25 protein-coding genes and 1 pseudogene are annotated in these 26,399 nt (G+C 70.1%); 10 read left to right on the top strand and 16 right to left on the bottom strand.

Annotated elements, in window-relative coordinates; genetic code table 11:
* Window positions 1-48: 48 nt before the first annotated feature.
* Complete coding sequence (locus ACFPIH_RS14690) at window positions 49-753, top strand: 2'-5' RNA ligase family protein (protein ID WP_381171809.1); 705 nt, start codon at window positions 49-51, stop codon at window positions 751-753.
* On the opposite strand, the gene ACFPIH_RS14685 is transcribed toward ACFPIH_RS14690, so the two are convergent.
* Entirely contained in the window at window positions 649-1,194 is a 546-nt protein-coding gene (locus ACFPIH_RS14685; protein ID WP_381171807.1) for an ATP-binding protein, read from the bottom strand. The genes ACFPIH_RS14690 and ACFPIH_RS14685 overlap by 105 nt on opposite strands.
* 210 nt (window positions 1,195-1,404) lie before the next feature.
* Between ACFPIH_RS14685 and ACFPIH_RS14680 the strand changes: the two genes are divergently transcribed.
* The 6 genes from ACFPIH_RS14680 (at window position 1,405) to fxlM (ending at window position 7,995) form a co-directional block, all read left to right on the top strand.
* On the top strand, window positions 1,405-1,812 hold the full coding sequence (locus tag ACFPIH_RS14680) for a hypothetical protein (protein WP_381171805.1): 408 nt from the start codon (window positions 1,405-1,407) through the stop codon (window positions 1,810-1,812).
* The gene (locus ACFPIH_RS14675; RefSeq protein WP_381171803.1) at window positions 1,812-1,988 is read left to right on the top strand and encodes a hypothetical protein; all 177 of its coding nucleotides are present in this window, start codon (window positions 1,812-1,814) and stop codon (window positions 1,986-1,988) included. Before ACFPIH_RS14680 ends, ACFPIH_RS14675 begins: the two co-directional genes overlap by 1 nt.
* Before the next feature lie 186 nt (window positions 1,989-2,174).
* Window positions 2,175-2,378: an FxLD family lanthipeptide gene (locus ACFPIH_RS14670; protein WP_381171801.1), complete on the top strand. Its 204-nt coding sequence runs from the start codon at window positions 2,175-2,177 to the stop codon at window positions 2,376-2,378.
* 62 nt (window positions 2,379-2,440) lie between these two features.
* The gene (locus ACFPIH_RS14665) at window positions 2,441-5,509 is read left to right on the top strand and encodes a lantibiotic dehydratase (protein WP_381171799.1); all 3,069 of its coding nucleotides are present in this window, start codon (window positions 2,441-2,443) and stop codon (window positions 5,507-5,509) included.
* The gene (locus ACFPIH_RS14660) at window positions 5,509-6,684 is read left to right on the top strand and encodes a lanthionine synthetase C family protein (RefSeq protein WP_381171797.1); all 1,176 of its coding nucleotides are present in this window, start codon (window positions 5,509-5,511) and stop codon (window positions 6,682-6,684) included. Before ACFPIH_RS14665 ends, ACFPIH_RS14660 begins: the two co-directional genes overlap by 1 nt.
* 87 nt (window positions 6,685-6,771) lie before the next feature.
* On the top strand, window positions 6,772-7,995 hold the full coding sequence (gene fxlM, locus ACFPIH_RS14655) for a methyltransferase, FxLD system (RefSeq protein ID WP_381171795.1): 1,224 nt from the start codon (window positions 6,772-6,774) through the stop codon (window positions 7,993-7,995).
* An 80-nt stretch (window positions 7,996-8,075) separates the two neighbouring features.
* Here the strand turns inward: fxlM and ACFPIH_RS14650 are convergent, their stop codons facing one another.
* The 7 genes and pseudogenes from ACFPIH_RS14650 to ACFPIH_RS14620 all read right to left on the bottom strand — a co-directional run.
* The gene (locus ACFPIH_RS14650) at window positions 8,076-8,378 is read right to left on the bottom strand and encodes a hypothetical protein (RefSeq protein WP_381171793.1); all 303 of its coding nucleotides are present in this window, start codon (window positions 8,376-8,378) and stop codon (window positions 8,076-8,078) included.
* 69 nt (window positions 8,379-8,447) lie between these two features.
* Window positions 8,448-8,927, bottom strand: a complete 480-nt coding sequence (gene haaN / locus ACFPIH_RS14645; protein ID WP_381171791.1) for a cyclophane-containing RiPP N-acetyltransferase HaaN — start codon at window positions 8,925-8,927, stop codon at window positions 8,448-8,450.
* A 92-nt stretch (window positions 8,928-9,019) separates the two neighbouring features.
* The gene (locus ACFPIH_RS14640; RefSeq protein ID WP_381171789.1) at window positions 9,020-10,180 is read right to left on the bottom strand and encodes an FxsB family cyclophane-forming radical SAM/SPASM peptide maturase; all 1,161 of its coding nucleotides are present in this window, start codon (window positions 10,178-10,180) and stop codon (window positions 9,020-9,022) included.
* A gap of 13 nt (window positions 10,181-10,193) precedes the next feature.
* On the bottom strand, window positions 10,194-10,397 hold the full coding sequence (gene haaA, locus ACFPIH_RS14635) for a HaaA family cyclophane-containing RiPP peptide (protein ID WP_381171786.1): 204 nt from the start codon (window positions 10,395-10,397) through the stop codon (window positions 10,194-10,196).
* Window positions 10,398-10,536: 139 nt separating this feature from the next.
* Window positions 10,537-13,293 (bottom strand): cyclophane-containing RiPP biosynthesis TPR protein HaaT, encoded by a 2,757-nt coding sequence (haaT, locus tag ACFPIH_RS14630; RefSeq protein WP_381171784.1) that lies wholly within the window; start codon window positions 13,291-13,293, stop codon window positions 10,537-10,539.
* 307 nt (window positions 13,294-13,600) lie between these two features.
* Window positions 13,601-15,370 (bottom strand): hypothetical protein, encoded by a 1,770-nt coding sequence (locus tag ACFPIH_RS14625; protein ID WP_381171782.1) that lies wholly within the window; start codon window positions 15,368-15,370, stop codon window positions 13,601-13,603.
* A gap of 162 nt (window positions 15,371-15,532) precedes the next feature.
* Window positions 15,533-15,634: pseudogene (locus ACFPIH_RS14620) on the bottom strand (PIG-L family deacetylase); the annotation flags it as partial.
* 164 nt (window positions 15,635-15,798) lie between these two features.
* Between ACFPIH_RS14620 and ACFPIH_RS14615 the strand changes: the two are divergent.
* From ACFPIH_RS14615 to ACFPIH_RS14605, 3 genes are all read left to right on the top strand, one after another.
* Entirely contained in the window at window positions 15,799-16,548 is a 750-nt protein-coding gene (locus ACFPIH_RS14615) for an SPDY domain-containing protein (protein WP_381171780.1), read from the top strand.
* A gap of 121 nt (window positions 16,549-16,669) precedes the next feature.
* Window positions 16,670-17,116, top strand: a complete 447-nt coding sequence (locus ACFPIH_RS14610; protein WP_381171778.1) for a hypothetical protein — start codon at window positions 16,670-16,672, stop codon at window positions 17,114-17,116.
* A gap of 94 nt (window positions 17,117-17,210) precedes the next feature.
* A complete protein-coding gene (locus ACFPIH_RS14605; RefSeq protein WP_381171776.1) occupies window positions 17,211-17,909 on the top strand; it encodes a hypothetical protein in 699 nt (232 codons plus the stop codon).
* Between the two features lie 190 nt (window positions 17,910-18,099).
* On the opposite strand, the gene ACFPIH_RS14600 is transcribed toward ACFPIH_RS14605, so the two are convergent.
* The 8 genes from ACFPIH_RS14600 to ACFPIH_RS14565 form a co-directional block, all read right to left on the bottom strand.
* Window positions 18,100-18,495 carry a hypothetical protein gene (locus tag ACFPIH_RS14600; RefSeq protein WP_381171774.1) on the bottom strand — a complete coding sequence of 132 codons (396 nt, stop codon included), beginning with the start codon at window positions 18,493-18,495 and terminating at the stop codon, window positions 18,100-18,102.
* 26 nt (window positions 18,496-18,521) lie between these two features.
* The gene (locus ACFPIH_RS14595; protein WP_381171772.1) at window positions 18,522-20,096 is read right to left on the bottom strand and encodes a hypothetical protein; all 1,575 of its coding nucleotides are present in this window, start codon (window positions 20,094-20,096) and stop codon (window positions 18,522-18,524) included.
* Between the two features lie 239 nt (window positions 20,097-20,335).
* Window positions 20,336-22,084, bottom strand: coding sequence for a relaxase/mobilization nuclease domain-containing protein (locus tag ACFPIH_RS14590; protein ID WP_381171770.1), 1,749 nt, complete (start codon window positions 22,082-22,084; stop codon window positions 20,336-20,338).
* Window positions 22,081-22,422 (bottom strand): plasmid mobilization relaxosome protein MobC, encoded by a 342-nt coding sequence (locus tag ACFPIH_RS14585; protein WP_381171768.1) that lies wholly within the window; start codon window positions 22,420-22,422, stop codon window positions 22,081-22,083. The genes ACFPIH_RS14590 and ACFPIH_RS14585 overlap by 4 nt, the downstream gene beginning before the upstream one ends.
* A gap of 517 nt (window positions 22,423-22,939) precedes the next feature.
* Window positions 22,940-23,770 carry a DUF2637 domain-containing protein gene (locus ACFPIH_RS14580; RefSeq protein WP_381171766.1) on the bottom strand — a complete coding sequence of 277 codons (831 nt, stop codon included), beginning with the start codon at window positions 23,768-23,770 and terminating at the stop codon, window positions 22,940-22,942.
* Between the two features lie 100 nt (window positions 23,771-23,870).
* Window positions 23,871-24,497 carry a hypothetical protein gene (locus ACFPIH_RS14575; protein WP_381171764.1) on the bottom strand — a complete coding sequence of 209 codons (627 nt, stop codon included), beginning with the start codon at window positions 24,495-24,497 and terminating at the stop codon, window positions 23,871-23,873.
* Window positions 24,498-24,549: 52 nt separating this feature from the next.
* Entirely contained in the window at window positions 24,550-25,248 is a 699-nt protein-coding gene (locus ACFPIH_RS14570) for an ATP-binding protein (RefSeq protein ID WP_381172103.1), read from the bottom strand.
* Window positions 25,245-26,186, bottom strand: coding sequence for a hypothetical protein (locus tag ACFPIH_RS14565; protein WP_381171762.1), 942 nt, complete (start codon window positions 26,184-26,186; stop codon window positions 25,245-25,247). Before ACFPIH_RS14565 ends, ACFPIH_RS14570 begins: the two co-directional genes overlap by 4 nt.
* Window positions 26,187-26,399 lie beyond the last annotated feature (213 nt).

Here is a 26,399-nt window from a genome sequence, read left to right as displayed (position 1 = left end):
GGGTGTCGTCGTACTCCGGGGCAGTGCCATGCCGAAGGAGTACGTCGGGTGCCCCTACTCAGCGCCGATCCCGCCGCGTTCCCCACCGAGCCTCCCTCCGACACGCACGACCCGGCGGTTACCGCGGCCCACGACTGGGCGGCGTTCAGCGCACTCGACGAGATGACCGACCACTGGGCACGCCCCGGCTGGTCGGACGGCAGCCGTGCGTACTACTGGATGCTGACCTTCCCGGACGATCAGCGGCTCGCGACTCTCGCCAGGTACTGCCAGGAGGAGCTGGCCCCCCTCGGCCTCGACCCGGTGCCGACGGACGGCCTGCACATCACCCTCGCCCGAGTCGGAACGCCCGGCGTCGTCACCCCCGGTCAGCTGGACAGCTTGGCGCGGGACGCCGAGGCGCTGCTGCCCTCCGCTTTCTTCGTACACGCCATGCCGCTGGCCGGCTCCCGAGGCGCCGTCCGCCTGTCCCTCGGCCCCTGGGAACCCCTGCTCCGGCTGCACCACGCGCTGGCCAAGGCGGGGAGCAGCGTCGGTCTGGCCCCGAAGAAGCCGACGTCCGTATTCCGGCCGCACCTGAGCCTTGCGTACAACAACCGCCGACGCCCCGCCGCGCCCGTTGTGGAGACGGTCTCAGGGCTTCGCGCTCTACCGGCTGTCGAACTCTCCGTGTCCGCCGTCCAGTTGGTGGAGCTCCGCCGTGAGGGGCGGACGTACCGCTGGGATGTGCGGAAGAGGGTCCCGCTCGGATAGCCCACCGGCGTCAAGGGCGAGAACCACGACCACTTCCTTGCCGATCGCGGTCGGCCGGACGGACCATGCGGAGGCCAGCTCCCCGACGAGCAGCAGTCCGAGACCACTGCCCGTCAACTCATCCACCGACTCCCCCGCGGAGCGTGCCCGGACCCTGGAGACATCCCGTCCCGCGTCATGGACCCGCAGTACCGCCACGTTCCGGTAGACCTCCACGCACATGCAGTCCGGTCCGCCGGCTGTATGCCTGAGCGCGTTGCCCACGAGCTCCGAGGCGATCAGAACGGCGTCGTCGATCCGCTCCGGCGCGGCTCGTCCATCGAGGAACTCTCGTACGTGTCTGCGCGCGAGGCCGGAAGGCTCGGTGCAATCAGCCAGCTTCACCCAATGACGCCGTACCGGCGTCCGCCTGCAGAGGCGCTCTTCGTCCACCGCATCCATCGCCGCTTCTCGTTTCCGCTTGGCACTGGACCAATCAGCCTCGCTGCGCCTGAGCCGCAGCGGTACGCCGCGCCTCCGCCCTTTCGCGCGCCGCCGGACGGCGGACAAACGGCGTGCTGACGGCGTACCGCCGCCGACTGCCCCCGACGAGGCTCTTCGTCGAGGCGTCGAACCCTTGGCGTCTGCTCACCTGGCTGGAGGTAACGCGGAATGAGCGGCAGTGCGAGGCAGACCGCACCACACGAGGTGCCCCCGGGCACGCGCCTGGTGTTGTACGCCTGTCTGCCCGCGTCACTCGGTGAGGCCGCCGACAACAGCGTGGCCAGCGCACGGCGGTACGTGGCCGATGCCGGCTGGGAGGCGGTCGAGACGTACGTCGACCGGGCGACACCGTTCGAGAGCCGCGCCCTGTGCGAGGGCTGGCACAACGCTTTGGCCGCGGTCGAGCAGGGGAAGGCGGCCGGGGTCGTCACCCCTCTGCTCGTGATGCTGGGCCATCCGGAGGGGGACAGGGCGAACCTCGCTGCCTGGCAGGCCCGGACCGGGGCGCTTATCACGACGCCGTGGGCGGTCGTCGACGCCGCCGCCTCCACGGACCTCCGGCGGTCGGCGGCGTGATGGCCACCATGCGGCAGGGGTTTCTCCGGCAGCTGCTGGGCCAGGTCGGATGGGTGCTGCGGCATCCGGCGAAGTACGTCGGCCGGTTCGGCTTCGGCGCCTTTCAGGTGCTGTTCCTGCCCGTCCTGGTGACCGGCACCACTTTGACCATGCTCTACACGGGCCAGCTCCGGTAGCTCCGGCCCGTGTCTTCGGCTCCCCTCTCCGGATGCTCCGAATCCATTTCCCCCACGGAATCCGGTCGGTCCGGAGAGGGGTCGCACCGCAGGGTGCGAACGCAGGACCTAGCCGTGCGGCGATGCCACGCACCAGCCGGGCAGCACGAGAACCGTTCGGATCCTTCCGACAGAAGAGGAAGTGCCATGACCGTAACCACGCTCAGCCCGATCACTACGACCACCACCGAGGCGTCCACCGCGACGGCCGTCCCCGAGGTGCCCGCCGACCCGTTCGACATCGACCTGACCATCGTCACGGAGGTCGACGCCGACCTGCTTCCCAAGGCGTGCGGCACCGGTGACGGGTGCAAGCCGTCCTGTGCCTCGTCCTGCGCGAGCGCCGTCTGACGACGGCTCGTGCACGGGGTCGGGAGCGCTGCCGCTCCCGACCCCGCCCGTTCACACCACTGATGGCGGAGGCACTGGAATTGGGAAGCGACGGAAAGCTCTACCAGCACACGGGCGTGGCCCTGCTCCGGGCCGCCGCGATGCCGTTGACGGATCTCCCGGGATGGTGGCCCGATCCGTCCGACACGGAGGCGTGCGGCAGGTGGCTGAAGCAGGTGTGGGCCGACGTGCGGTTCGCCGACGCGGTCCGGCAGGCGAGTGGAGATCTCGCCACGCGCGTCGACGCGATCTGCGCCGGACAGTCGGCACGCCCCAAGCAGGTCCGGCGCGCTGCCATGGCCACCGTCCGCTACGTGCTGCGCGCCGCCGGGCGACCGACTCCGTTCGGCCTCTTCGCAGGGGTGGCCCCGGTCAGCGTGGGCTCCACGCCGTACACGAGGTGGGGAGACGCGCACCGGGCCGTGGCGCGGGTGGACACCGAGTGGCTGGACGAGGTCATCGTCCGTCTGGAGGGGTGCCCCGACGTGTTGGAGCGCCTGGACGTGGTCCTGAACAACTTGGCGGTGCGTCGCGGCGGACGCCTGCACGTCCCGCACGGCGGACCGATGGGCGCCACCGTCCGGCGCACCAGCGCGGTCCGTGTGATCGAGGGCCTCGCGCGTCGGCCGGTCCGCTTCGCTGCCCTCGCCGAGCAGTTGGCCGCCTCCTTCCCTCGAACCGAGCCGAAGGCCATCGGCACACTGCTGGGCGCGTTGGTACGCGAGAAGTTGCTGATCACCAGCCTGCGCGCACCGATGACCGACACCGATCCGCTCTCCCACCTGATCGAGCGGATGCACGGCGCTGACGCGGGCACGGTCCCTGAAGCCGCACAGGTTCTGCACGAGCTCGAAGCGTTGCAACGCGCCGTACACGAGCACAACCGACTTCCTGCGAACCGCCAAGAGTCGCAACGGCGGGCGCTGGCAGCGCGGTTGCGTCGGCTCTCCGACGCGGGCCGCAGTCCCCTGGCTGTCGACCTGCTGCTGGACGCGGAGGCGCGGATCCCCGAGAGCGTCGCGCAGGAGATGGAGAGGGCGGCCGATGTGCTGCTGCGGTTGACGCGTCGGCCGACGGGCCAGGGTGTGTGGAAGGAGTACCAGGTCGCGTTCTGGGAGCGGTACGGCACCGGCACGCTCGTGCCGGTGAAGGAGGTTGTCGACCCGGCGGCCGGACTCGGCTACCCGGCCGAGTACCCCGGCAGTCGCATGACCGCGCCGCCGCCGGCGTTCTCCGAGCGTGACGAGCGGCTGCTGGCGCTGGCCTGGCAGGCACTGGCCGACGGCAGCAGGGAGATCGTCCTCACCGACGACCTGATCGACCACCTGGCCGACGAGGAGTCGACCGGGCAGGCGGCACCGCCCCACGTGGAGATGTGCGCGCGCCTGCACGCCGACAGCCTGTCCGCCCTGGAACGCGGGAACTTCACGCTCACGGTGACACCGGCACGGTCCGCGGGAACGCTCACTTCCCGGTTCACTCCGGTCGCCACCGGCACGGGACTGGACGAGATCTACCGCCAAGTCCCCGCGGGCGTCGAGAACGCGCTGACCGCGCAGCTGTCCTTCCCGCCGCTGTACCCGCACACGGAGAACGTCGCCCGCGTCCCCGCGTATCTCCCGCATGTGATCCCGTTGGGCGAGCACCGTGGCCCCGACGGCACCGCGCCGACACTCGTCGACGTCGACGACCTCGCGGTCACGGCCACGCACACCCGCCTCTACCTGGTCAGCATCTCCCGCCGCCGTGTGGTGGACCCGCAGGTCTTCCACGCCATGGCCCTGGACAAGCAACCCCCGCCCCTGGCCCGGTTCCTCGCCCACCTGACCCGCGCCTTCGGCCCCGCCTGGACCGGCTTCGACTGGGGGCCGCAGGGCGCACGGCTGCCGTTCCTGCCGCGCGTGCGCTACGGGCGCGTGATCCTCTCTCCCAGCCGCTGGAACCTGACTGCACACGCCCTTCCGGGCCGTGGCGCGCACACACGGGAGTGGACGGAGGCCCTCGCCCGGTGGCGGAAGCGGTGGCACTGCCACGGTGCAGTCGAGCTGCGGGAGGACGACCGGACACGGCGGCTGCAGCTCGATGTGCCGGCCCACATTGCCGTCCTGCGCGCCCACCTGGACCGGGAAGGCCAGGCCGTGCTCACCGAGGCACCGCCGCAGGTGAGCTACGGGTGGATCGGCGGCCACGTCCACGAGATCGCCCTGCCCATGACCAGCACCCGCCCGCCGGTCCCCGACCCGCTCTCCGGCTTCCTCCCCGTGCTCACCAACAGCACCCTCGGACCCGTACCGGGGGCGGCGCAGGCACCCTGGCTGAACGCCAAGATCTACACCCATCCCGACCAGTTCGAGGAGCTGATCGCCACCCACCTCGCGCGGCTCGTGGCCCAGCTCCTGGACGCACCCGAATGGTGGTTCGTCCGGTACCGCGCCCCGCACGACCTCGACCACCTGCGCCTGCGCATCCGCACCCGCAGCCCCGGTCAGCACACCGCCTACACCGAGCTGGTCGCCCGATGGGCCACCGGACTACGCCGCGAGGGACTCAGCAGCAGGCTCGTGTTCGACACGTACACCCCGGAGATCGGCCGCTACGGCCCAAGCGCCGCCCTGCGCAGTGCCGAGGCGGTGTTCACGTCCGACTCGACCTACGCCCTCGCCGCCCTGCAGGGCCTGGGAGCCGACCCCATCGACGGACGCGCGCTGGCCGCGGTCGGCATGGTGGACATCGCCTGCGCCCTGCTCGGCCCCGACGAGGGCATGCAATGGCTGACGAACCGCCCCGCGCCTCCCTCCCACGTCGAGCGAGGCGTCAGCGACCAGGCCATCGACCTCGTTCGCCGTATGACGCCTCGCGCTCGCGGCTGGGGCGACGCGCTCGCCCAGGCGTGGCACCGCCGCGCCGTGGCCCTGGCGCTGTACCGCGAGCGCATCGCCGAGAGCATGGACCCCGACTCCGTCTTGGAGTCTCTCTTCCACATGCACCACAACCGCCTGCGCGGCCTGGACCGGGAGGACGAGAGGATCTGCCGGCACCTGGCGCGTCAGTCCGCCGTCGCGTGGGCCGCCTGGCCGGGGGAGAGCCGCTGATGAACAACGACGCACTGCCGACACCCACCAGGCCCGGCTGGGGACAGTCGCTGTACTCCGGCGCGGCGGGAGTCGCCCTGCTGCATGCCGTCAGGGCCCGCGCCGACGATGAAGACCAGGACGCGCTCCGGCCATGGGCCGCCGCCATGGTCAAGGGCCCGATCCAGGCCGCCCCCGAAGCATGCGGACTGTACGAGGGCGTCGCTGCCGTCGCCTACGTCCTCAGCTTCTCGCACACGAACACCGCCGCACGCGCCCTGGCGACCCTGGACAGACACGTCGCAGACGTCACGCGCCACCGCCTCGGGCAGGCACACGCCCGCATCGACCGCAGCACGCTGCCCACGATGGGCGAGTACGACCTCATCAGCGGACTGACCGGGCTGGGCGCGTACCACCTGCACCGCGGCCACAAGACGGAGCTGCGAGACACCCTCGCCTACCTGGTGCGACTGACCGAACCGATCACCATCGACGCGCAACCCCTGCCCGGCTGGTGGACCAGCGACAGCCCCGATCTGCGCCCATCGCCACGCTGGCCCGGCGGACACGGCAACCTCGGCCTCGCCCACGGCATCGCCGGACCGCTCGCGCTGCTGGCCACGGCCCTGCGCCACGGCCACACGGTGCCAGGACAGACGCAGGCCATCACCCGGATCTGCGACTGGCTCGACCACTGGCGCACCGGCACCGGCTCGCACACCTGGTGGCCGGGCCTGATCACCCGAGACGAACACCGACGCGGCAAACTCCAGAGCCTAGGACCGACACGCCCGTCCTGGTGCTACGGCACCCCCGGCATCGCCCGCGCCCAACAACTCGCCGGCCTCGCCCTCGGCGACCGCGACCGGCAATGTCAAGCCGAACAGGCCCTCGCCGGATGCCTGGCCGACGACCGGCAGCTCGCCCAGCTCACCGACGCATCCCTCTGCCACGGCTGGGCGGGGCTCATGCAGACCGTCTCCCGCGCCGCCGCCGATGCCATCGACGACGAACTCGCGGCGCGTCTGCCCCACTTGAACTCCCGGCTCGACGAGCACCTGGACCACAGCGGACTACCCCAAAGAGCCGGTCTCATGGACGGCACGGCAGGCATCCACCTGATACGTCTCACCACCCCCGTCAACACGGCGGTCTCGACCCCCTGGGACCGCTGCATGCTCCTCGCGGGATGACGCCACGAACCACACCCGCCCACCAGAGCACATGAGTACGCTCTGCCCGCGCCGTACGCACGGCCGGGCACCTTCCGAAAGGACGCGATGAACACGGACACCGGCGCCTCCCCCGAGGACCTGCGCAACCGCCTGGTCGACGCCATCCTGCAACAGGACCCCTCCGGCCTCCGCGACGCACGCGTCGAATCCGCCATGCGGACCGTACCCCGTCACGCCTTCCTACCCGACGCGCCCCTCAAGGAGGCGTACGCCAACAAGAGCGTGACGATCAAGGAGAACCCCGACGCGGACGCCCTCCCGCTGAGCTGCGCCTCCCAGCCCGACGTCGTGCACTTCATGTTGGTCCAACTCGCGGTCCGCGAAGGCGACAACGTCTTCGAGATCGGTGCCGGCACCGGCTACAACGCCGCCCTGCTCCAACACCTTGCCGGATCGTCGGGACACGTCACCACGTGCGACATCGACCCCGACGTGACCGCCTACGCCCGCCGCATGCTGGACGCGAACGGATGCGACGACGTTCGCGTGGTCACCAGGGACGGCGCCCTCGGCACCGAGGAGTTCAGCCCCTACGACCGCATGATCGCCGCCGTCGGCATGTGGGACCTTCCCGGAACCTGGTGGGACCAGCTCGCCGTCGGCGGACGCCTCGTGGTCCCGCTGCGATGGCGCGGGCTGTCGCGGTCCGTGGCGTTCCGACGCGAGAAGGACCGGATGACGTCCGACTCCGTGAAGATGTGTGGCTTCCTCCCGGTGATCGGCCAGGACGGAGAGCGGAACGACTACATCGACGACGACCGGCTCGTCAGGCTCTACTGGGACGAGGACCAGCCCATCACCCCGGAACTCCTGCGTGACGCTCTCACCGGACCGAAGTCGGTCGTCTGGACCGACGCTACGGTCGGCCCCGTCGAGTCCTTCGACGGCATCTGGCTTCGCCTGAGTGCCACCGAGCGAGCGACCTGCCGTATCACCGCGAATCCCGCGGCGATGGAGGCTGGCCTTCACCGACCCGCCTCGCCCGCCCTGAGCCCCGCCCTTGTCGAGGGCGACTCGATCGCGTACCTCACCGTGGAGCGCACCGCCGAAGACCCGGTCACCGAACCCCGGTTCCGACTCGGAGCCGTCGGTTATGGCTCGGCCGGCGCTGATCTCGCAGAACGGATCTGCGCACAGATCCGCGCCTGGAGCCCCGCCAGAACCGTCGAACCCTCGATCACCGCCTACCCCGCGGACACACCGGACACCGCCCTCCCCGACGGAGCCGTGATCGACCGGCCCTCCGTACGGCTCGTCATCACCTACTGACGTCGGCGGGCGCGGCCGTCGTCAGTCACGGCCGCGCCACCGACACGAGACGAGAACAGAACGGTGTCGGAGCGCTGTGGTCAGCCCTGCGCGAGGTTCAACTCGCAGTTGGTGCACCGCCGTACGGCCCGCCGCCTCGGGTTGCCCGCGGTGGCGGTCGCCGGAGAAGCAGTGCTCAACCGCTCCCAGAGCCCGGGCGGAGGGTTCGGGATCCACCCCCAGCGCGGCGGCTGTACGTCGTCCTCGGTCATGTGGTCGCACCATCCGGGCCTGTGCGCGACCTGCTTCGGGGAGATCAGGATCGTGTCATCCGGGTGAGTACGCCACTCCGTCTTCACGAACGCGGGGCCGCCGACGCGGACGAGCCCGGCGGACATTCGCATCCGAGCCCGATGACGATCTTGCTGCCGCACTCGTCGCAGCGCTCTACTTCCACTGGTCTTGTACCACCCTCACGCGGTGCCGGAGTCGACCCGGTAGACGATCTTCCCGTCGGACTCGGTGAACCCGCGCGACTCGTAGAAGGCCCGTGCGCCCAGGTTGTCGCGGTCGGCCATCCATTCCACCCGGCTGCACCCGGGGCGCGCGGCGGCCAGGGCGCGGAGTTCGTCCATGAGGCGAGCACCGATGCCCTGCCGACGCAGGGTGTCGCGGACGTAGAGCTCCTTCAGGAACAGGGAGTGCGAGGAACCGGCGGCCGGCCAGAGGAACGAATAGGCGGCGAGGCCCACAATCTCCCCGGTCTCGTCCTCGACGAGCAGGGCGGAAGCCAGCGGCGGCACACCGAAGAGAGCTTCTTCCACCTGGAGGCGGCGCTCCTCGATCGGCTGGATATCTGTGTCGGCGGCCCCGTAGAACCGCTCGATCTCCTCGATCAGCTCGGCCACAGCCGGGACGTCCCGCTTCTCCGCGGGACGGATCGTCACGGTCATCGGCGCCTCCTGTCCTTCCTCGATTGCTTCGGTCGCTGCTGCACTCGTTCGTTCCAACGCGTGACCCCCTCCTGGCGGTACGGCACACGCGCCTATGGCGACGCGACAGCCCGCGCATACGGGTTCCAGCCGTGCTGCCGCAGGGAGCCCTGGACATGTCGGATGAGGTACTCCAGGTCCGCGCAGTAGACGGACGGGTTCCGGTAGCCCTGGGCTTCGCTGAAGCGGTGTGGGAGGTAGCCGCCGCCGCACACGTCCACGAGTGGGCAGGCGCGGCACTGCTCGGCGAGCGCGTTCTTGCCGTGCTGCCGGTGCAGCAGCTTCGGATGCGACAGAGCCTCGTCGAAGGAGTGGCGGAGGACGTCGAGCCCGAGCCAGGTGGCACCTTCCTCGACCGACCGCAGGGTGTCCACCCCCTCGATGGAGCCGTCGGACTCGATCACGACGCTCGTCGGCGGGGCCAGACCGAGCGTCTCCACCGAACCACGCACGCCAGAGCTGAGGGCCACGATGTCCTCCAGCATCCGGACGCTGTGCCCGTACTCGGGCCGGGCGAGCCAGGCGTCGTACACCCTGCTCATCCACAGCCCGTACTCGGGCATGCCCGGGTCGGAACGGTGCGGCGGGTCGTCGTGGGTCGCGTGCGGCAGGCCGAAGTCGATCACGGGCGGTTCGAACGCCGCCAGGTAGTCGTGGACCTCCACGGGGTCGTTGGCCAGGTCTACGACGGCGAGCACCCCCGCGAACAGGTGTGGCCGCGACCGCAGAAGTTCGATGCCGCGCACGGCGGAGGCGGCGCTCGACCGCCCGGCGTGGGTCAGCCGGTGCCGGTTGTTCGCACGCGGCGGCCCGTCGAGGCTGACGCCGACCGCGACCTCGTACCTTTCGAAGAGGTCCAGCCACGCACTCGACAGAAGAGTCCCGTTGGTCTGAAGCTCGAAGAGGACTCGGGTCCCGGCCGGCGCGGCGTCCCTGACGGCCTCCAGCAGACCGGTCATGTGCCCGACGCCGACGAGAAGCGGCTCCCCGCCGTGCAGGACGACGTGGATGGTCCGAAGGCGGTGTGCGGAGGCGTGTTCACCGATCCGCCGGGCCGCGGCCTGGGCCACAGCGAGGTCCATTCGGGCGGGCAGGCGCCGCGCCGCCTGATCCTTGGAGTTGAAAACGAAGCAATAGTCGCAGTCGATGTTGCAGCGGTTGGCGACCTTGAGGATGAACGTCCGGAAAGGAACGGGGCCTTCGGGTTCTGTCATCAAGTGGATGTGCTCACAGCGGCCAGGGCCAGATGAGCGAGGCCGTGTGGGCACCGTCGCCGACCCGGCTCGTCGCGCCCTCCTCGGCCTCCAGCCGCTGCCGGACGCGGGCGGCCACGCGGTCCAGGACGGCGGTGCCGGCCGCCGTCGGCTCCGCGGAAGCCGGGCCGACGGCCGTGATGGTGCGTGGCTCGATGACGGACGCGGGTGACGGCATTCAACGCTCCTCGTGAGGTACGTGCCGGAGGCGGCACGGTGCGACGGGGCTGAAGCGACAGATCAGCCGGAAACGTAGCATCCTCAATCACCCACCTGGCACGGGAAAATCGGCCACATGGTCGGCGTCAGCCGGACCGCTACACCAGCAACCGTTCGATGTCGTCCACGGCCGCGCTCACTCCCAACCGCCGGTACACGGTCACGGCGGCCCGCAGCGAGCCCACGCCGTGACCAGGCCCGTCAATCGTCCAGTCGCAGCGGCCGATGCCCTCCAGCGCCCGCGCCTCCTCCAACAGGCAGCGGATGTCCCGCGCGAGCGTAAGCGCCTGGTCGAAGCGCGCGCGAGCGGCCGTCGGCTCACCGGAGGTGAACAGCAGCATCCCCCAGTGGTTCAGTACCTCCGCCTCGCCGCACCGGTCTCCCAGCCCCCGCAGGATCTCCAGGCCGCGTTGGAACGCCTCGACCGCGCCGTCCCGATCACCGGCCACGCCGCGCGCCACGCCCAGCTCGCTCAGCGAGGCGGCCTCACCGCCGCGGCTGCCGAGTTCGCGGTAGACGTCCAGTGCCTCCACCAGAAGCCGGATCGCCTCGGTCGCATCCCCGGTCACACGCTCCACGACGCCAAGGTGGCGGACGCTGGTCGCGCGGCCGAACCGTTCACCGAGCTCGGTGAAGTGCGTCAGGGCCTGGCTGTGTGCCGTCCGCGCTGCCTCGGTGTTGCCGGTCAGCCGTCGGACGACGCCCAGCTCGTTCAGCGCGTAAGCCTGGTGCACGCGGTCGTCCAGCTCCAGGTAGATGTCGAACGCTTCCTGGTGATGCCGCGCGGCCAGGTCGTACGTGCCCATGAGGCAGTGCACGACGCCCAGGTCTCGCAGGGAGTTCGCCTCCCCGTACCGGTCACCGAGTTCGCGGTAGATCGCCAGGGCCTCGCTCTGGGCCTCCACCGCGGCGTCGAACCGGCTCATCTGCCGGTGTGTCATGCCGAGATCCGCGAGCGCGTTCGCCTGTCCGAGCCGGTTCCCCAGCTCACGGTAGAGGGCGAGGGCCGCGGTCTGGGCGCGGGCCGCGTCCTCGTTGTCCGCGGTCAGGTACCAGACGATGCCGAGCTGGTTGAGCGCGTCCGCCTTGCCGCGCCGGTCGTCGACCGCTTCGTACGCCGTCACGGCGTCGTTCAGGGCTTCGATCGCCTGTGGGTAGGAGGCCATGAAGCGGCGTACGACGCCCAGCTCGGCGAGAGCATCGCCCCGCCCCCGCTGGTCGCCGGTATGACGGGCGGCCTCGGCGGCGGTCCGATGGAGCCCGACGGCCTGGTCCCAGGGGCCAGCCTGGCGCAGGAAGGGTGCCATGGCCGCGGCGATCCGGACCACGAGGTCGTACAGGGCCAGGCCGTTCGCCCGCCGGACGCAGGCCAGGACGTTGGCCCGCTCGGTCTCCAACCAGCTCAGGGCATCCGCCCGCGACTCCAGGACCGGGGTCTCCACCCGCGAGGCGCCGTCCGGAGCCGGTGGCACCGCGGCGCCGCTGCGCACGATGTGCCCGTTCGCGACGGCGACAGCGGCCAGATAGTAGGTGCACACACGCTGGACGGCCTGTACGTGGTCCATGCTGTCTCCCTCGGCGGCAAGACCGCGAGCGTAGTCGCGCAGGAGATCATGCAGTCGGTAGCGACTCCCCGGGTGCTCGTCGATCAGGTGGTCGTCGTAGAGCGCCTCAAGATACAGACGGGCCACCACGACCGAGACCTGACCAAGAGCCGCACCGGCGTGCGCGTCGAGATCGGTGCCCGGGAAGAAGCCGAGCTGTCGGAAGAAGCGCTGCCGCTCCGGCGCGAGATCCCGGTAGGAGAGATCGAACGTCGCGGTGACGGCGCGTTCTCCGGCGCGCAGCTCTCCCAGCCGGTCCCGCGCCGCCACGAGCCGCCCGCGCAGGTCCTCGGCGGTCCAGGAGGGATGGTGCCGCAACCGTGCCGCGAGCAGCGACACCCCCAGCGGCAGACACCCGCACAGCCGCACCAGCTCCTCCACCACATCCCGGCCGAGAGCGTCGGCCGGCCGACCGCTGAGCCGTACGAAGAGCTCGACAGCGTGATCCGGCGGTAGCGCGTCCACCGACATGACCACCTCCTCGTTCGCCACCAGCCGCTTGCGGCTGGTCACCAACACCAGGCACCCGCTCCCACCGGGGAGCAACGGCTCCAACTGCCGGTAGCTGGCCGCGTTGTCGAGAATCAGCAGCGCCTTCTTGTCCGCGAGCCTGCTCCGCCACATGGCGGCCCGGGCCTCCGTGACCGCTCCGACGTCGTCACCGACAGGAATCTGCTGCGTCGGCACGCCGGCGGCCGCGAGAAGCGAGGCGAGCGCCTCGCCGGCCTGCACAGGAGTACGCCCCGGCGTGTACCCGTTGAGATTCACGAAGAGCTGTCCGTCGGGGAACCGCTCGGAGAGCAGGTGGCCGGCGTGCACCGCGAAGGTGGTCTTTCCGACGCCGGGCATGCCGTCGATCACGTGAACGGGCAGCCCCTCGCCGTGCTCCTGTGAAGCCCGCACCGAGCCCACCAGCCGCTCCAGCTCCGCGGCACGGTCGGTGAACGCGGCGGTGTCGCGTGGCAACGAACGCAGCACCTGGGCGGCCCCCGGTGGCCCCGCTCCATCCTCCGGTCGCCCTGGCGGGGTGGGAGGCCGCGTCTCGGAGAGCCCGGCGAGCAGGGCCGTCAGCCCCGCCATCGTCACGCCCAACACGACGAACGAGAACCAGGCGTGCTCCTGTAACCACCCCAGCCAGCCGGGCCACCGCGACTCATCGGACACGGCGTTCGTGACGAGCCCGACCAGCATTGTGGTCACAGCGCCGCCTCCGGCGACGGCGGCGATCGCGATCCCGCGCCGGAGTCTCATGCGGAGGCTCCAGCAGCCGAGGGAACGGCCGATTCCCCCCTGGTGCCGCTGATGAGACACCATGCACTGCCAACCGACCTGGTCACGAAGGCAACCCCCGAGTGGAACGCCCCAACTTCCCTAACGGAACAATCCTCGTAGACCTTGGTCAAGGGCGCGTCTAAGCCACGAGGTGCGCCAGCTGCCGCAAGGCGCGCTGGCCCACGGCCACCGCACCATCTTCAGAAGTCCACGCAACCTCTGATGATCACGCGGTGGCTGCTTCCCTATCGGCCCCGGCCACGAACTGGTCAATCAGCTCGGGGGCCTACTCGGCATCGCAGGTCGTGGCCTCGGATCCAGTCGGTTCGGTAGACCTCGTGCCGGTACTCTCGCTCTTCTCGCCCGCCTCAATGGGGGCGTAGCGCCGCCGTTGCAGCTCATCGCGTTCAGCGTCCGGGATCGTCATCGACTCGGCAAGCACGGCGGCGAGCGCGTCCACTTGAGTGTTGTCGATGTCAGCGTGGAAGAGCCACCGGATGTTCTCGTCGCGCGTGATGAGGTCGATCGCCAAGCGCGCGCTTCTGTCCTGTGTGGTCGTTGCTCGGACGTATCGCACTTGGTCAATCGGGATGTCCTGACGGATCTCGGCTTGCTCAAGGAATGCGTTCGTCTTGGCCGTGATGATGCGGCGATCGGTGACGGCGACCAGTGTCTTTGCCGCGGCCTTGTCCCTCGCTGCCGCCAACTTCTCCTTCGCTCCGCCGACGATCGCAGAAATTGGACCAAGGGCATCGAACTGGTCGGGGAAGCCGAGGATACGTAGGGTCTCACCGTCCTCGAGGAGCCATCGCAGGATGCGAAGGTACGGCTCGCGATCCAGCGATTCGGGTGCGCAGACGACGCCCGGAGCCTCAAGCGGAGGGGCCGGCGGATGGAGTGCGTCGGCAAGAGGCTCGATCGCCTCCAGAAGACGGGCGGAGACTTCGCGGGCTGCCTTCACATCCTTCCGCTTCCCCGGCAGCGGCCATGCGTCGGGTCCGGGGAGCTCGGCGGTGATCCGCAGCTCCCGCGTCAGCGCGTCGACGAGGCTCGTCGTCTCGGCGAGAGCGGAGTCGAACTCCGCGCGGGTGTCGCGCGCGATGACCTCGGCGTACTGTGCCTCGGCGGCGTCTTCGCGTCCAGCGGCTCTCGCTCGCGCGGCGCGGAGCGCGTGATACCCGGTCCATGCCTTGAGGGAGGACAGGAGGGCGTAGGCGTCGAAGGCGATCGCCTCGGCGGTCGTCTGCAGATACTCACGGTGGCTGCGTGCGTCGGCCCGACCGATCTGCCTGACGTGGTCGCGAACGTTCCCCTGGTAGAGCTCAAGCTGCTTCTGCAGCAGCGCTCCACTACCCGCGACGTCCTCCCACAAGGACGTCGGGACCGATTCGATCTCTCGCGCCTGATCGACGGCGCGATCGATGGCGGCGACGAGCCCCGTCAGTTCGGCCCACTGATCCTTGCGGATGGTGGTGAGGACCTGGTTTGTCACCGCGAGGTTGGTCCTGACGAGGCCCGAGACCTCACTCAGCATCATCTGAAGGCCGACCATGGCCAGCGCCGGCCCGACCGAGGCCGCGGTCTGCGCCTTGCTCACCGCATTCACGGAGTAGAAGCGGGCCTGATGCAGGATGCGGCCGGGAACCATCACCGCTCCGAGGTTCCCGCCGTCCTTGACGGCGAGCGTCGCGCCGCTGTTCAGCAGGGCTTGTGCCGTGTCGCCGATCCTATAGAGCCCCTGCACGCTGGCGAACGCGTTTCCGAGATTGCCGACCACGGTCGCCGCGTTCCCGATCGAGGCGAGGATCGCTGAGATCTGCTTGCGGTCGGCAGCCGGCACGATCCCGAAGTCGATCAGATCGGGCTTCAGCTCCGGCGGGACCTCACCGGCTACGACAGCCACCCCTGGGAGCACCTCCACCAGGATCGTCGACGCCGCCGTCGAGTCGATGTCCGAGTTGGACGTCGGACCGTCCACAACAGGTGAGTCGGCGGTATTGCTCCGGCCGTTCTCCTCAGGCTCGGCGATCTCCATCGAGTCCGAAGGGTCCTGCATGCGATCTCCTCCCCCGCAGGCGCGCGCAACGGCCGGACCTCGTCGGCGTTGACTGCCGAAGTCTACGGCTCAACGCCTGCGGTTCAGCCCGAATGCGCCGGGCTGATTCCGGACTGGCTGGTGCCAGCTGAGCTCTCCAGGGCTCCGCCCCGGATGAGTGGATCAGCGCAGTCCGGCGAAGAGATCGTTCTCGGGTACGGCCTCGCCGGTGGCGTCCTGGACACGTATGAAGGTCTCCATGCCCATCAACTCGCCGAACCTCTCTACATGTCCATCTATCCACCAGTTCGCCGCAGGCAGACAGGAAAGATCCCGAAACGACTGGTGAGCTGCTGCGCAGCTATGTCAACCTGCAACACCTTGCCGGAGGACCTGGTCAACGAGGTGATGCCAGTAATCCTGGAGCCAGTGTTCCACCCTACGAGTCCATGGAGGCGCCCCTGCTCCCGCACCACTCCAGCGACCGCTCCCGACGAAACTTGCCGGACCCGGTGTACTGGGTCACCCCGCGTCATCTGGCCGGTGACGACGGTGTGCTCGCCGAGCGGATCGACGACACCCTGTCCGACCTCGGCTGGCGCATGTGGCCCACCTCTCGTCACACCCTCCTCTACGTAAGCCCGGACGGGCTGCGTGGGGCCGAGTGGATCCTCGCGGCCTATCCGTTCGAGCTGGGCGGTCTGCCCGTTGCCTGGCAGCTGAGCGCCCGCGGCCATGCCGCCTCCGCGATGCCGGAGTGGAACGCGTACTTCTCCACGGGCGTCTCCTACGAAGCGCTTACCGATCTCCTCGTGGCGATCGACGCCCGTGAGGCACCCGACGTCGGCTTCGAGGGGCCCGAGACGGTCCTCGACGCTCTGAGTGCCCGGGGTTGGATCCGCGACGTGGACCGCCCCCGCACCACTGCCGCAGACCCCGGGTTCTCCGCCTGCGTCTCCCTGGAGATGCTGCCGCCGCTCATCGAGGACGCCGACCCGCGTCCTGACCTGGTGGGCTGGCAGGCGTGGGCGGACCCCGTTCCCGGCGCCCCGTACCTGTGGTGTGCCAGCTTCAGCGCCAGCGTCCCCCATGACCTGGTCGCCGCGTTCGCGTCCTCACTCGCCTCCCCGGTCCCGGTGCCTCGCCACACTGTGCCCGAGAGCGCTGAGGGGCGGCTCACTGTCGTCCGCCGCGACTGACAGCCCTTGCCCCAGAGGATCCGCTGTTGTGCGGCTCGTCGCCGATCTCCCCGAGTGGCAGCAGGTCAGCTGTATGAGGCGTGTTCCCCGCGCCTGCCCGATGACAGAGAAGGAGAAAGTCGTGTTCTTTCGACGCGCTCGCGAGGACCGTGCATTCCGTGAAGCCCAGCGTGCGGGCTACGAGCTGCTCCGGCGACTGCAGGCCACCCAGCCGTGGCCCGGCTGCCCCGAGCCGACCCCACAGGACCCTGCCGCGGAGGAAGTGGCGGTGCCCGACTTCCTGCCGCCGGAGTTGCGGCTGCCGTCGGGCCAGGAGGTGGCCGGGGTGATGATGCGCTGGCTGCCACCGCTCGTCGTCGACGGCGAGGTCCGTACGTGCCCCGGGTGCGGCATGTACCGGGACTGGATCGTCTTCTGCATGCGCGACGACTCGATATGGCTGCGCTGCCGGGCGGGCCACGAGACGAGGGAGCCCGGCCTGGATGCGGCCTGGTTCAACCGCCACTCCGGTCCCGCCGACCACTTCCACCCCACCCTCCAAGAGGGACTGCGCCACCTCGGCCATTGACCTCCCGAAACCCCCGCTCCCCTTCGTACTGCCGGCGCCCGGAGGGCCGGCCTGGTCAGACCGTCCGCTTCGCAGGCCACAAAAGGGGTTTCCTATGCGCCTTCACACCACGACCGCCCTCAGCCTCAGCGCCCTCGCTATCTTGGCCCTGGCGGGCTGTTCCCATAGCAGCGCCGCCCCCTCCGGCCCGACGTCCTCCCCGACCGTCCAGGTGCACCCGGACGGCGAGAGCGTCCCGGCGCCCGCTCCGCTGTCCTCGGCCGCGCTGGCCAAGCGGCTCCTGGACGAGATCGACCTCGGCAGGGACTACGCCCGCATAGCGTGGCGCCCGGCGGCGCACGACGACGTGACCGTGATCGGCTGCCCGGCGCTGGAGAAGCTCGGCGGCGACGCCGCGTCCGGCACAAGCCTTGCCTTCCCCCGCAAGGCCAAGGCGTCCTTCACCTACGCAGGCAGCAGCAACTCCGAGCTGTCCGAGGAGCTGTACAGCGACACTGCGGCGAGACTGTTCAAGGGCATCGGGGAGATCTTCGATGCGATGGTCTCCTGCCCCACGTACCAGGTGGTGTCAGGCAGCACCGTCCTCACCGTGGGTACGCAGGGGACGGCGGCCCCCGACCTGGGCGACGAGCGGTGGAGCCAGCTGCTCACCTACTCCGTCGGCGGGCAGCGCAGCGTCGTCAAGCAAACGGCGGTCCGCACCGGCAACATACTGGTGATTGCCTCTGGTTCTCCGGGGCTCGTGGACGCCAACCTGGAGAAGGCTCTAGCCAAGGCCAAGGTCGCCCACTGACCGCCAGTGCCCCCTTCGGTGTCCCTCTGCCTTGGCAGGGGGGCAGCGATGCATGCCGAGCCTGCGTCGAAGACGGATGTGCGCCTCCGTACCGCCCTCTCACTGGCAGAGGCACACCCTTGGCTGCCCAGAAGTACGTCAGCAGGACGGCTGTCGGTTCGAACTGGGTCACTCAGGTGATGTAGGCGTCTCAAGATCCGGGTAGCAAGGCGGTGACCGTGGACTGGACGATCTGGGCTGCGGCGAGGACGCCGGGGATTCCGCCGCAGCGTTCGACGAGGTTCTGGAGCATGTAGCGCAGGGTGCCGGGGTCGCGTTCTGGTTCGTCCAGCCGCGGGGCGATCATGTCGAGGTCGCGCAGGGCGCTGTCCACCTCGGGGTACCGGCCGCGCAGTTCTTCCAGCCGCCGTCGCAGGTCGTCGATGCTGTCGCGGGCCTTGTCGACGGCTTCGTTGGTGATGTTGTTGGTCTGGGAGGCATTCTGGGAGAACGGCGCGGCTTGGGCGGGGCCGGTCATGTGGCCGGTGTTGATGATGCCGAAGTTGGGGCCGTTCGGACTCGGGTCGGGCTGACGACGGATGGGCACGTGGGGCTCCTGGCGGGTTTGATGGGTCAGTTCGTCATGGAGGGATTGACGGAGAAAGGTGTGGCCTGGACTGCGCCGGTCATGGTGCCGCCGTTCATGACGCCGAAGTTGTAGATGGCGGTGGACTGTTGGCGGTACGCGGCGATGTCCACGTTGTGGTCACGCAGGAAGATCTCGGTGGAGTCGAAGACCCGGCGTTGCATCATCTGCACGTAGTAGCGGGCGTCGTCGTGCATGTGCATGTCCTCCAGCCAGCGGAGGCTGTAGACCTCGCGGAGGCTGACCGGTCCGCTGCCCGGGTCGAGCTCGGGGCGCTTGCGGGCCTTGCGGCGTATGAGCCGGTCGAGTCCGACGTAGATGTCGCCGAGGGCGTTGAACGTGGTGCGGCCGAACCACTTTAGGCTGCGCGGATCTGCGGGCGTGAGCCCGGCGACCTTCGGGTTGAGGGGTCCCATGACGTGCGGGCGGACGGTGACGCGCAGGAAGCCGCCCTGGTAGGCGAAGCGGACGAGTATGGCGGCGACGAGGTCGCCGTTCCAGGCGGTGACCCGCGCCCAGATGTAGCGGCGGGCGACCTCCTCGGCGGGCTTGTTGCCGATGTTGTCCACGGCGAGGGTATGCAGGCTGCGCCAGGCGTCGTCGTCGATCTGGTCCCAGCTCTTGTGGTGGATGCCGGCGATCCCGATGACCTCCACACGCAGTTTCGGGTGATCGCGGTGATGGGAGGGGGCCGGATCGTCCAGGCGGCGCGCGATGTGAGCGTGGAGCTGGCCGGCGGTGAAGTGCTTCAGCGACTTTCGGGCCACCGGCTTGTTGTGCTTCGCCAGCGCGTCCAGGACGGCCTTGGCCACCTCGGCCATGTCGGGCTGACCTGGCTTTTGTGCCGGTGAGCCGAGGCCCGGAAGCGGGCTGGTGCTGTCGTCTTCGTCGTCCTGGCCCTCGGGGGCGGGCTCGACATCGATGCCGATGACGGCCTCCTGCCACGCCTGAAGCCCCGCCCCGAGGAACCGGTGTCGATCGCCGTTTGCCCGACGTTCGTGGAGGTACGGCAGGGCGTGGGCCTGCACCGCGGTGGGAGGCGCCTGCAGTTCTCCGGCCAGCAGGGCGTTGAGCCGCAGCTGGGCCAGGTAGCGCTCGGCCAGGTAGACGCCCCACAACCCGGCCAGCAGAACGATGACCGCCCAGCCGGCAGTGAGGGCGCCGACGATGGCCTGCCAGGCAACGACCGCGACCACGGCCATGACGGCCACTCGGCGTCTTCGCATGTGCTGGATGGCACGATCGCACGCGTGCACCACCGGCTCCTGATGGAAGCCGTAGACCGGGACCGGCCGCGCCGACTTCTTGATCCGACGGCGGACCCAGACCGCGTAGTCCTCACCCAGCACCACCTCTGGCGGCTTCGGCTCCGACGAACCAGCAGCCTTCTCGGCCTCCTTGGCGGGGAAGAACCATCGCAGACGCTTCCGTACGGCGGCCTTCAGGGCTTTCCACAGCTGCGCCAGTACGGCACGGAGCACGGCCAGCCAGTCCGTACGGGCGAAGGCGGCGGCGCTCAACCGGCGCGTGATGCCCTCGGTGTAGGCCCCGTGCCTGATCATCCCCCCGCCATTGGCCGCCGTCCCCAATGGCACCGCAGGTGCCGAGAACACCGACTGGTGCTCCGCGTATGACAAGTTCCCACCCCCGTGTCTCCTGGCGCCGGCCACGACGATCAGCGGCAGACACAGAGGGGCATCGTCCTCGGGTGCTGGAAGCACCGCCATACCGCAAACCCGTACAAGACGCGCGCGGAGGCGCCCAGGTCGAACAATGACCGAAAGGCGCCTCCGCAGCGGGATTACCTGCGGTGTCCCCGCGGTGCGCCTCCTTGACCGGGGACCCGAGCGGCGCCGGGAGACGGGGCCGGTGTGCCGTGGCGCGCGGGCCGAGTAGGAGGTGTTTCGACCGCGTCGGCGGGCAGGTCGGCGATGCGGCGCAGGCGCCAGACGAGGACGTCGCTGACCGACCCGGCGGTGTCCAGTTCGCGGTGGGTGACGGCTTCGGTCAGCAGCTCCTGGGGGTTGTGGCCGGCCTGGTAGGCGTGAGTGAGGGTGGCGGCCAAGGCGGGCCAGCCCGGTTCGTTCACTACCGCCTCGGCGATCTCGGGTGTTGTGGCGTGGAGGAGGGCGGCGGCCCAGCCGCGTACGGGCTGGACCAGGCGCAGGCCCTGGGCGTGCAGGCGGGCCATGGGCTCCTCGGCGGCGGCAGCGTAGGCGGCGCGCAGGTGAGCGGCGGCTTGGCGGGCGGCCTCGGCCTGCTGGACGTGGTGACGCTGGGCGTGCCAGTGAGCGGCGGCGGTGGCGAGGAAGAACAGGGTGTCGATCAGCATCGCCGTGGTCGCGCCGTCCTCCCCGCGGCCCAGCGCCGGACCGCTGTAGCGGAGGTCGCGGGCGGCTCGGCGCAGGGCCTGGGCATGCCGGTACTCGGCACGGGTGTGAGAGCGCGTGGCCCGCTCGAACGCCCAGGTCGCGTCCCGGAGTTGCTGGCGAGTGTGCGATGCGCTGGTCTGGGCGAGGGTGTCCAGGATCTCGCCGGTGGCGGCGATGCGGGCCGCTGCGGCGCCGTCGCCGTCCTGGTCGAAGGTGACCAGGACGGTCCAGGCGGCGCGGGTGGCCGAGCGCCGGGCGGCGGCCGGAGGCGACACAGCTGCACGTGAGCGGGCGGTCGGCCGACGTGCGGCTGCTTCCTGCTCGTCCTGGTGGACGTCGTGGGTGGTGGGGAAGCGCCTACGGATGCGGGGCAAGGAGAGGTCGGGGGCGAGCGTGGAGCCGGCGTAATAGATGGGCTCGCCGTCGTCGTTCACGTCGCCGGGCAGGGCCACCTTGTAGCCGAGCAGGTCCCCGGACGGCGCGACGCGCTGGCGGATCAGGAGCCCGGCGGCCTTGAGCCGGGCGAAGAACTCCGCCTCGCTCGCGACGCCGGCCACCGCTTGGCGGACGGTCTCGTGCAGCTCTTCGCGCGCGGGGCGTTCGCGACCCTGGCGTTCCGCCTTGTGGCGTTCGGCGCTGGTAGGGCGTTTGGCGGCGGTGCCATCCCCGGGCGAAACGCGGCGCAGACCGTAGTCGGCTTCGACGCGGCGGCATTCGGCCTGGGCGCGGCGGGCCTCGTTGTGCAGGCGGGGCCGGCGGCCGTCGTCGCGGACCAGGGTGGCGATGATGTGGATGTGGTCGTCGGCGTGGCGGACGGCCGCCCACCGGCATGCCTGATCGTCGCCGTCGGGGGCGATGCCGGTGATGGCGACCATGCGGCGGGCGATCGCGGCCCAGTCCTCGTCGGACAGGACCGGGTCCTCCGGGGCAGCCCGCACGGACAGATGCCAGACATGGTTCTTGGGGCGCCGGCTGGTGGGCAGGGCGTTGACGGGCTGGTCGAGCAGCCGCTGAAGCTGCTCGTAGGTGGCCTTCGGGTCGCGGCCGGGGTCGGGGGCGAGCGGATCGAAGGCGGCCACCAAGTGGGGGTCGATGTGCTCCTCGTGGGTGCCGGGCCCGTAGAGGTAGTTGATGAGGCCGATCGTCCTGCTGCCGCACTTGTGGATGCTGGGGATCACTCAGCGGCACCGCCGTCTCGGTGGGCGAGCAGGGCGTCCGCGGCGTCCTCCATGCGTCGGGCGGCGCTTCGGACTGCCTCGGCGGCGGCGTCGAGGTGGGGTGCGTCGGCACCGGAGTTGAGGGCCTTGGCGACCTGGTTGAACAGGCCGTGGATGCGGCCCAGGTGCCGACGGGCGGCGAACAGTTCGTCGATGACTTCCCGTTCGGTGGCGATCTCGGCGGCGGTGCGGGTCAGGTCGCGGGCGGCCTTGTCGGCGGCGTAGGCGAGGAAGGAGGCGTTGGTCATCTCGCAGTGGGCGGCTGCGTCGGTGAGGCGTTTGAACTCGGCGTCGTTCATGCGGCAACTGGGCTGCTTCAGGCGCTTGCGCCCTTTTGGCTGACGCGTGCGCTGACGTCTCTTCGCGAGGGGCTCCGCCTGCTTCCCTCCTTGCTGCGGTCCGCCCTCGGTCGCAGCCTGACGGTCCGGTGCCCCCTGGCGCAGGGCTGCTCCCGCCACCCCTGGGGCGGGAATTCCGGGAGCATTGCTCCCGGTACAACTTGCTGTGCTGTCTGGGGCTGAGGTGGTGGATATCGCCCGCTGGGCAGCGGGGGGTTCGTGGTGCTGGTCGGGCATGGAGTGTGTCCTCAGGGGGTGTGCGGGAAGTCGACGTGTGTGTGGTCGTGGAGCCGGGTAGGAAGCGCTGTCCGTCGCCCTGGTGGAGGGACGTGAGGAAGTACCGCGGCGTCGTTGGATGAGCTGTTGGCGCAAGTTGAAGAGCCGCCGAGTGGTGTGTGTAGAGGTGGTGGAGTTCGCGTGGCGGCGCCCGGCATTGGCGGGGTGGTCTTCCGCCCCGCCGGGCATTCCGCCGTGGCGGTTATGCAGCAGCGTCGGTGTTGGCGGCGGAGGCGAGTTCCGCCGTGACGGCGTTGGCGATCTCCTTGGCGCGGTCCTTCTGGATCGTGTAGCCCTGGGCCCTGATCGCGGCCTCCAGAGTGGTGCGGGGCACTGTGCCGTGTTCGGCGCCGATGGCGCGGGCCGTTGACCACAGAACGTTGTCGGGAGCAGTGGTCTTGCGCTCCCCCTTCTTCCGATTCACCTTGGCTGGGGGCGACTTGGTGATCGTGGCGTTCGCCTCGGGCGCGGACTTGGCCTTGGCGGAGGGAGCGGTGGCGTCGTCGTCTGTTTGCTCCTGGCGGATCGGGCGGTCGTCCCCTGGCGTGGCGGATGCGGCGGGCGGCGTGGCCGGAGACGCTTCCGCCATGGCGCCGCTTGCGGCGAGGTGGCGGTTCATGACGAGGTAGAGGTGGACGGCGCCGGCGAGGGCGAGCGGGGCGATGGCGGACAGAGCGCCCGCGGTGGCGTTGTTGAGGCGGAGGCGGGTTCCCTCGTTGAGGCCGACGGCGTGTACGACGTTGGCCCCGATGCTGGTGCCGGTGGCTACGCCAACGAGCATCCATACATAGAAGCGGGAGCTCACCGGGGCGGTGCGGAGGATGATCAGGGCGACGATGCCGATGGCGATGAAGCCGTCGATCACGAGCGGGAAGAGGTAGGTGAGCAGGCCGCGCACGTGGCCGGCGACGGCCATCTGGCGCAGCGCGTCGTAGGAGAGGGCGAAGGCGACCACGGCGAGCAGGGCGATGCCGACGCGGATGGCGCGTCCGCCGCGAATGGCGGACGGGGCTTTCGGGGCGGGGGAGGACAAGCCAGATCTCTCCAGGGCTGGTGCGGTGGGACTTGCGGTGAGGGAGCGAGGGGCGTTCACGGGGACACGGGGCGGCATGAGTGTGTGATCGCTGCGGTGTTCACACGGTGGGGGCGCTCGCGGTGAACGCCTCACGGGGCCGATCGGTGCCGGGAGTCCGATGGCGCCGCTCGGTCCCCATGGCCAGGTGCCACATCGCTGCCGCCATCACCGGCCCGAAGAAGCCGTTCCACGTGCCGCTGACGAGGCCGTACTCGGCGTAGGCGGGGACGGTCAGCACGGCGGCGAGCACCCAGATGAGGACAGCAGGGAGGCCAGCGGCCTGCCGTGGTCCGTGCAGGTTCTGGCGGGCTATCACCGCGTTGGCGATCATGGCGAGTTCCCCGATGGCGAAGAAGGCGCAGCGCTCGACGGTGTTGTGCATGTCGAGGTAGTCGGCGGCGAATCGCCAACTGGTACTGGCGCTGTAGGCGGTGCAGCCGACAGCAGCGATGGCGGCGACCCAATCTGCGACGGTTCCACGTCGCCGCCCGTTGGTAAGTTTTCGGGCGCTCTGCCACAGCAAGCAACCAGCGGCAAGGGCGGCGGGGACGAGCAGCGACAGGGCTGCCACGGAGGAAGTTGTCCAGTGCGCCACGAACGACGTGGCGGTCTCTTCGGCGCTCACGGGCGCGGTGTTGCGAGGTGTCATGCCGGGGTTCTCCAGGGCCCGCGCGGTCGAGGGCATGCCTGTACGCGGGCGGGTGAGGCGAGGGTGGGCAGGGAAGGCGCGGCTGTCGTCAGACGGCGGGCGCGGTGCGTCGTCGGTCGGGGCCGGTGAGGACGACGCGCTCGGTCATCTCGGCGAGGCGGGACGCGACACGGTCTCCGAGCGCGGTGCGCAGCTCGGCGGTGGGGAGGTTGGTGGTGATGAGGGTGGGGAGCATGCGCTCGTACCGGTGGTTGATGAGCCGGTAGGTGAGCTCCTCGGTCCACTCGCTGCTCTTGGCCGCGCCGAGGTCGTCCAGGAGCAGCAGTGGGCAGCGTGCCAGCGTCTGCAGATCCCGTTCGGCGTCGTGCCCCACACGGGGGCGGAGCCGTGCGTGGAGGTCGGCGGTTGTGGTGGCTTCCCAGCGTAGGCGCACACCTCGGGTGAGGAGGGCGCGGATGGCGCCGTACGCCTGGTACGTCTTGCCGGTGCCGGTGGGGCCGGCGATCAGCAGCGACGGGCCTTCGGCGATGCCGGGCCCGCCGGGGCCGGGGCGTCCGGCGCGGGCGATCTGGTCGGCCCAGGCGGTGACCTGCGGGTGGTCGGCCAGGGCACGGCGGTAGCGGGCGGGGATCCGGGCGTCGGCGAGCTCCAGGGCGGTGACGGGCTCGGCCTGCGGTTCCTCGGTGGCAGCGGTGGCGGGATCGATCCCGCGGCTGGCCAGGATGCCCTTGAGCCGGTCGGCGAGCGGGCCGACCCGGTGGGGCTCTCGGGTGAGGGTGGCGGTCAGAGGTCACCTCCGAAGGCGGCTTCAACGTCGGTGGGGTTTGTCCACGCCCTGTGGGTAACCGGCGCGGTTGGCGTGGCGGGGGTCGCGTTCATCGCCTCGTGGACGAGGCTCGGCAGGGTGCTGGGGTGCAGCCCCTTGGTGCGGTGCCGTTCGAGTCCGGCCCGGATATGGGCGGGGGCGATGCCCTCGTCGACGAGCTTGCGCACCTCCCGGCCGAGGTGGCCCAGGACGTCCTTGGGCGGGCGGTGGGCGCAGGCGGCGGCGTACTCGGCGATGAGCTGCTGGGCCGAGACGGTGTCGGGTGCGGGGGCGCTCGCGCCCCCCGAAGGGGTATCTCCTAGATCCATGATCCTAGGTCCTAGATCCGGACCGTGAGGCGTCACTGCTGCCTCATGAAGTCCTCCCCGCTCCCTCACGGAGGGCTCCGTGAAGTTGATCTGACCTGCGGCTTCGTCATCGGCGCTGGGATTCACAGCAGGCTCGCGCACTTGCCCGGAGCTTTCACGGAGGGTTCTGTGAAGCTGCGGTGCGGGCTCCGTGATGCTGGCCCGCGCAGTCGGCGCGGCGACGCCTGGCGTGGTGCCGACCGCTGTGTCGTGGTGGGGGCAGGCGGGGAGGCGGCTCTTGCTGGGCCGGTTGATCTTCTGGTGCTGGTGCCAGGTGACGATATGCAGGTATCGCTTGTCGTCCGGCCCTTTGTAGCGGCAGACCAGCCCGGCGTCGGCGAGCTGGGCGAGGTCCGTCTCGACATCGGGTGGGGTGTGCTCCGGGCGCAGGACCCACAGCTGGCCCGCGATGATCGCGGCGTGGTCGCGATGGCGGCCCTGGTCGTCGGCTTGGGTAAGCAGGCCGAGGAAGGTGCGCTCCGCGGTCAGGGAGACGGTGGCCAGGGACTCGGAGACGAAGGCTTCGGGCTTGATGGTGCGGATTCGTGCCAAGAGCGGGATGGTCCTCACTCGGCGGCCTGTGGGAGGACACCACGGCTCACCGTCGGTCGGGGCAGGATTCGAACGGAGGGGTCGGGCTGTTGGCGTGGGGTGCGCCGCGAACCGACTGCGTTTTCCGGGGGTGTCGTCAACATAGCCACACCCGGGCCGCGCTAGTCCAGCCTGATCCGGCGCAATCTCTCACGGCAGAAAGGCCGAAGGAAA

This window comes from Streptomyces vulcanius (assembly GCF_042653945.1).
In the GTDB taxonomy this organism is placed as follows: domain Bacteria; phylum Actinomycetota; class Actinomycetes; order Streptomycetales; family Streptomycetaceae; genus Streptomyces; species Streptomyces mangrovi.
The sequence above is the reverse complement of the archived record's forward strand: the minus strand, read 5'-3'. Positions and strand labels throughout refer to the sequence as shown.

Bases quoted from the DNA above. Each gene is read 5' to 3' on its own strand.
- ACFPIH_RS14685 (WP_381171807.1), bottom strand. From the start codon at position 1,194: ATGGATGCGGTGGACGAAGAGCGCCTCTGCAGGCGGACGCCGGTACGG.
- ACFPIH_RS14680 (WP_381171805.1), top strand. From the start codon at position 1,405: ATGAGCGGCAGTGCGAGGCAGACCGCACCACACGAGGTGCCCCCGGGC.
- ACFPIH_RS14675 (WP_381171803.1), top strand. From the start codon at position 1,812: ATGGCCACCATGCGGCAGGGGTTTCTCCGGCAGCTGCTGGGCCAGGTC.
- ACFPIH_RS14670 (WP_381171801.1), top strand. From the start codon at position 2,175: ATGACCGTAACCACGCTCAGCCCGATCACTACGACCACCACCGAGGCG.
- ACFPIH_RS14665 (WP_381171799.1), top strand. From the start codon at position 2,441: ATGGCGGAGGCACTGGAATTGGGAAGCGACGGAAAGCTCTACCAGCAC.
- ACFPIH_RS14660 (WP_381171797.1), top strand. From the start codon at position 5,509: ATGAACAACGACGCACTGCCGACACCCACCAGGCCCGGCTGGGGACAG.
- fxlM (WP_381171795.1), top strand. From the start codon at position 6,772: ATGAACACGGACACCGGCGCCTCCCCCGAGGACCTGCGCAACCGCCTG.
- ACFPIH_RS14650 (WP_381171793.1), bottom strand. From the start codon at position 8,378: ATGCGAATGTCCGCCGGGCTCGTCCGCGTCGGCGGCCCCGCGTTCGTG.
- haaN (WP_381171791.1), bottom strand. From the start codon at position 8,927: ATGACCGTGACGATCCGTCCCGCGGAGAAGCGGGACGTCCCGGCTGTG.
- ACFPIH_RS14640 (WP_381171789.1), bottom strand. From the start codon at position 10,180: ATGACAGAACCCGAAGGCCCCGTTCCTTTCCGGACGTTCATCCTCAAG.
- haaA (WP_381171786.1), bottom strand. From the start codon at position 10,397: ATGCCGTCACCCGCGTCCGTCATCGAGCCACGCACCATCACGGCCGTC.
- haaT (WP_381171784.1), bottom strand. From the start codon at position 13,293: ATGAGACTCCGGCGCGGGATCGCGATCGCCGCCGTCGCCGGAGGCGGC.
- ACFPIH_RS14625 (WP_381171782.1), bottom strand. From the start codon at position 15,370: ATGCAGGACCCTTCGGACTCGATGGAGATCGCCGAGCCTGAGGAGAAC.
- ACFPIH_RS14615 (WP_381171780.1), top strand. From the start codon at position 15,799: ATGGAGGCGCCCCTGCTCCCGCACCACTCCAGCGACCGCTCCCGACGA.
- ACFPIH_RS14605 (WP_381171776.1), top strand. From the start codon at position 17,211: ATGCGCCTTCACACCACGACCGCCCTCAGCCTCAGCGCCCTCGCTATC.
- ACFPIH_RS14595 (WP_381171772.1), bottom strand. From the start codon at position 20,096: ATGATCAGGCACGGGGCCTACACCGAGGGCATCACGCGCCGGTTGAGC.
- ACFPIH_RS14585 (WP_381171768.1), bottom strand. From the start codon at position 22,422: ATGAACGACGCCGAGTTCAAACGCCTCACCGACGCAGCCGCCCACTGC.
- ACFPIH_RS14575 (WP_381171764.1), bottom strand. From the start codon at position 24,497: ATGCCCTCGACCGCGCGGGCCCTGGAGAACCCCGGCATGACACCTCGC.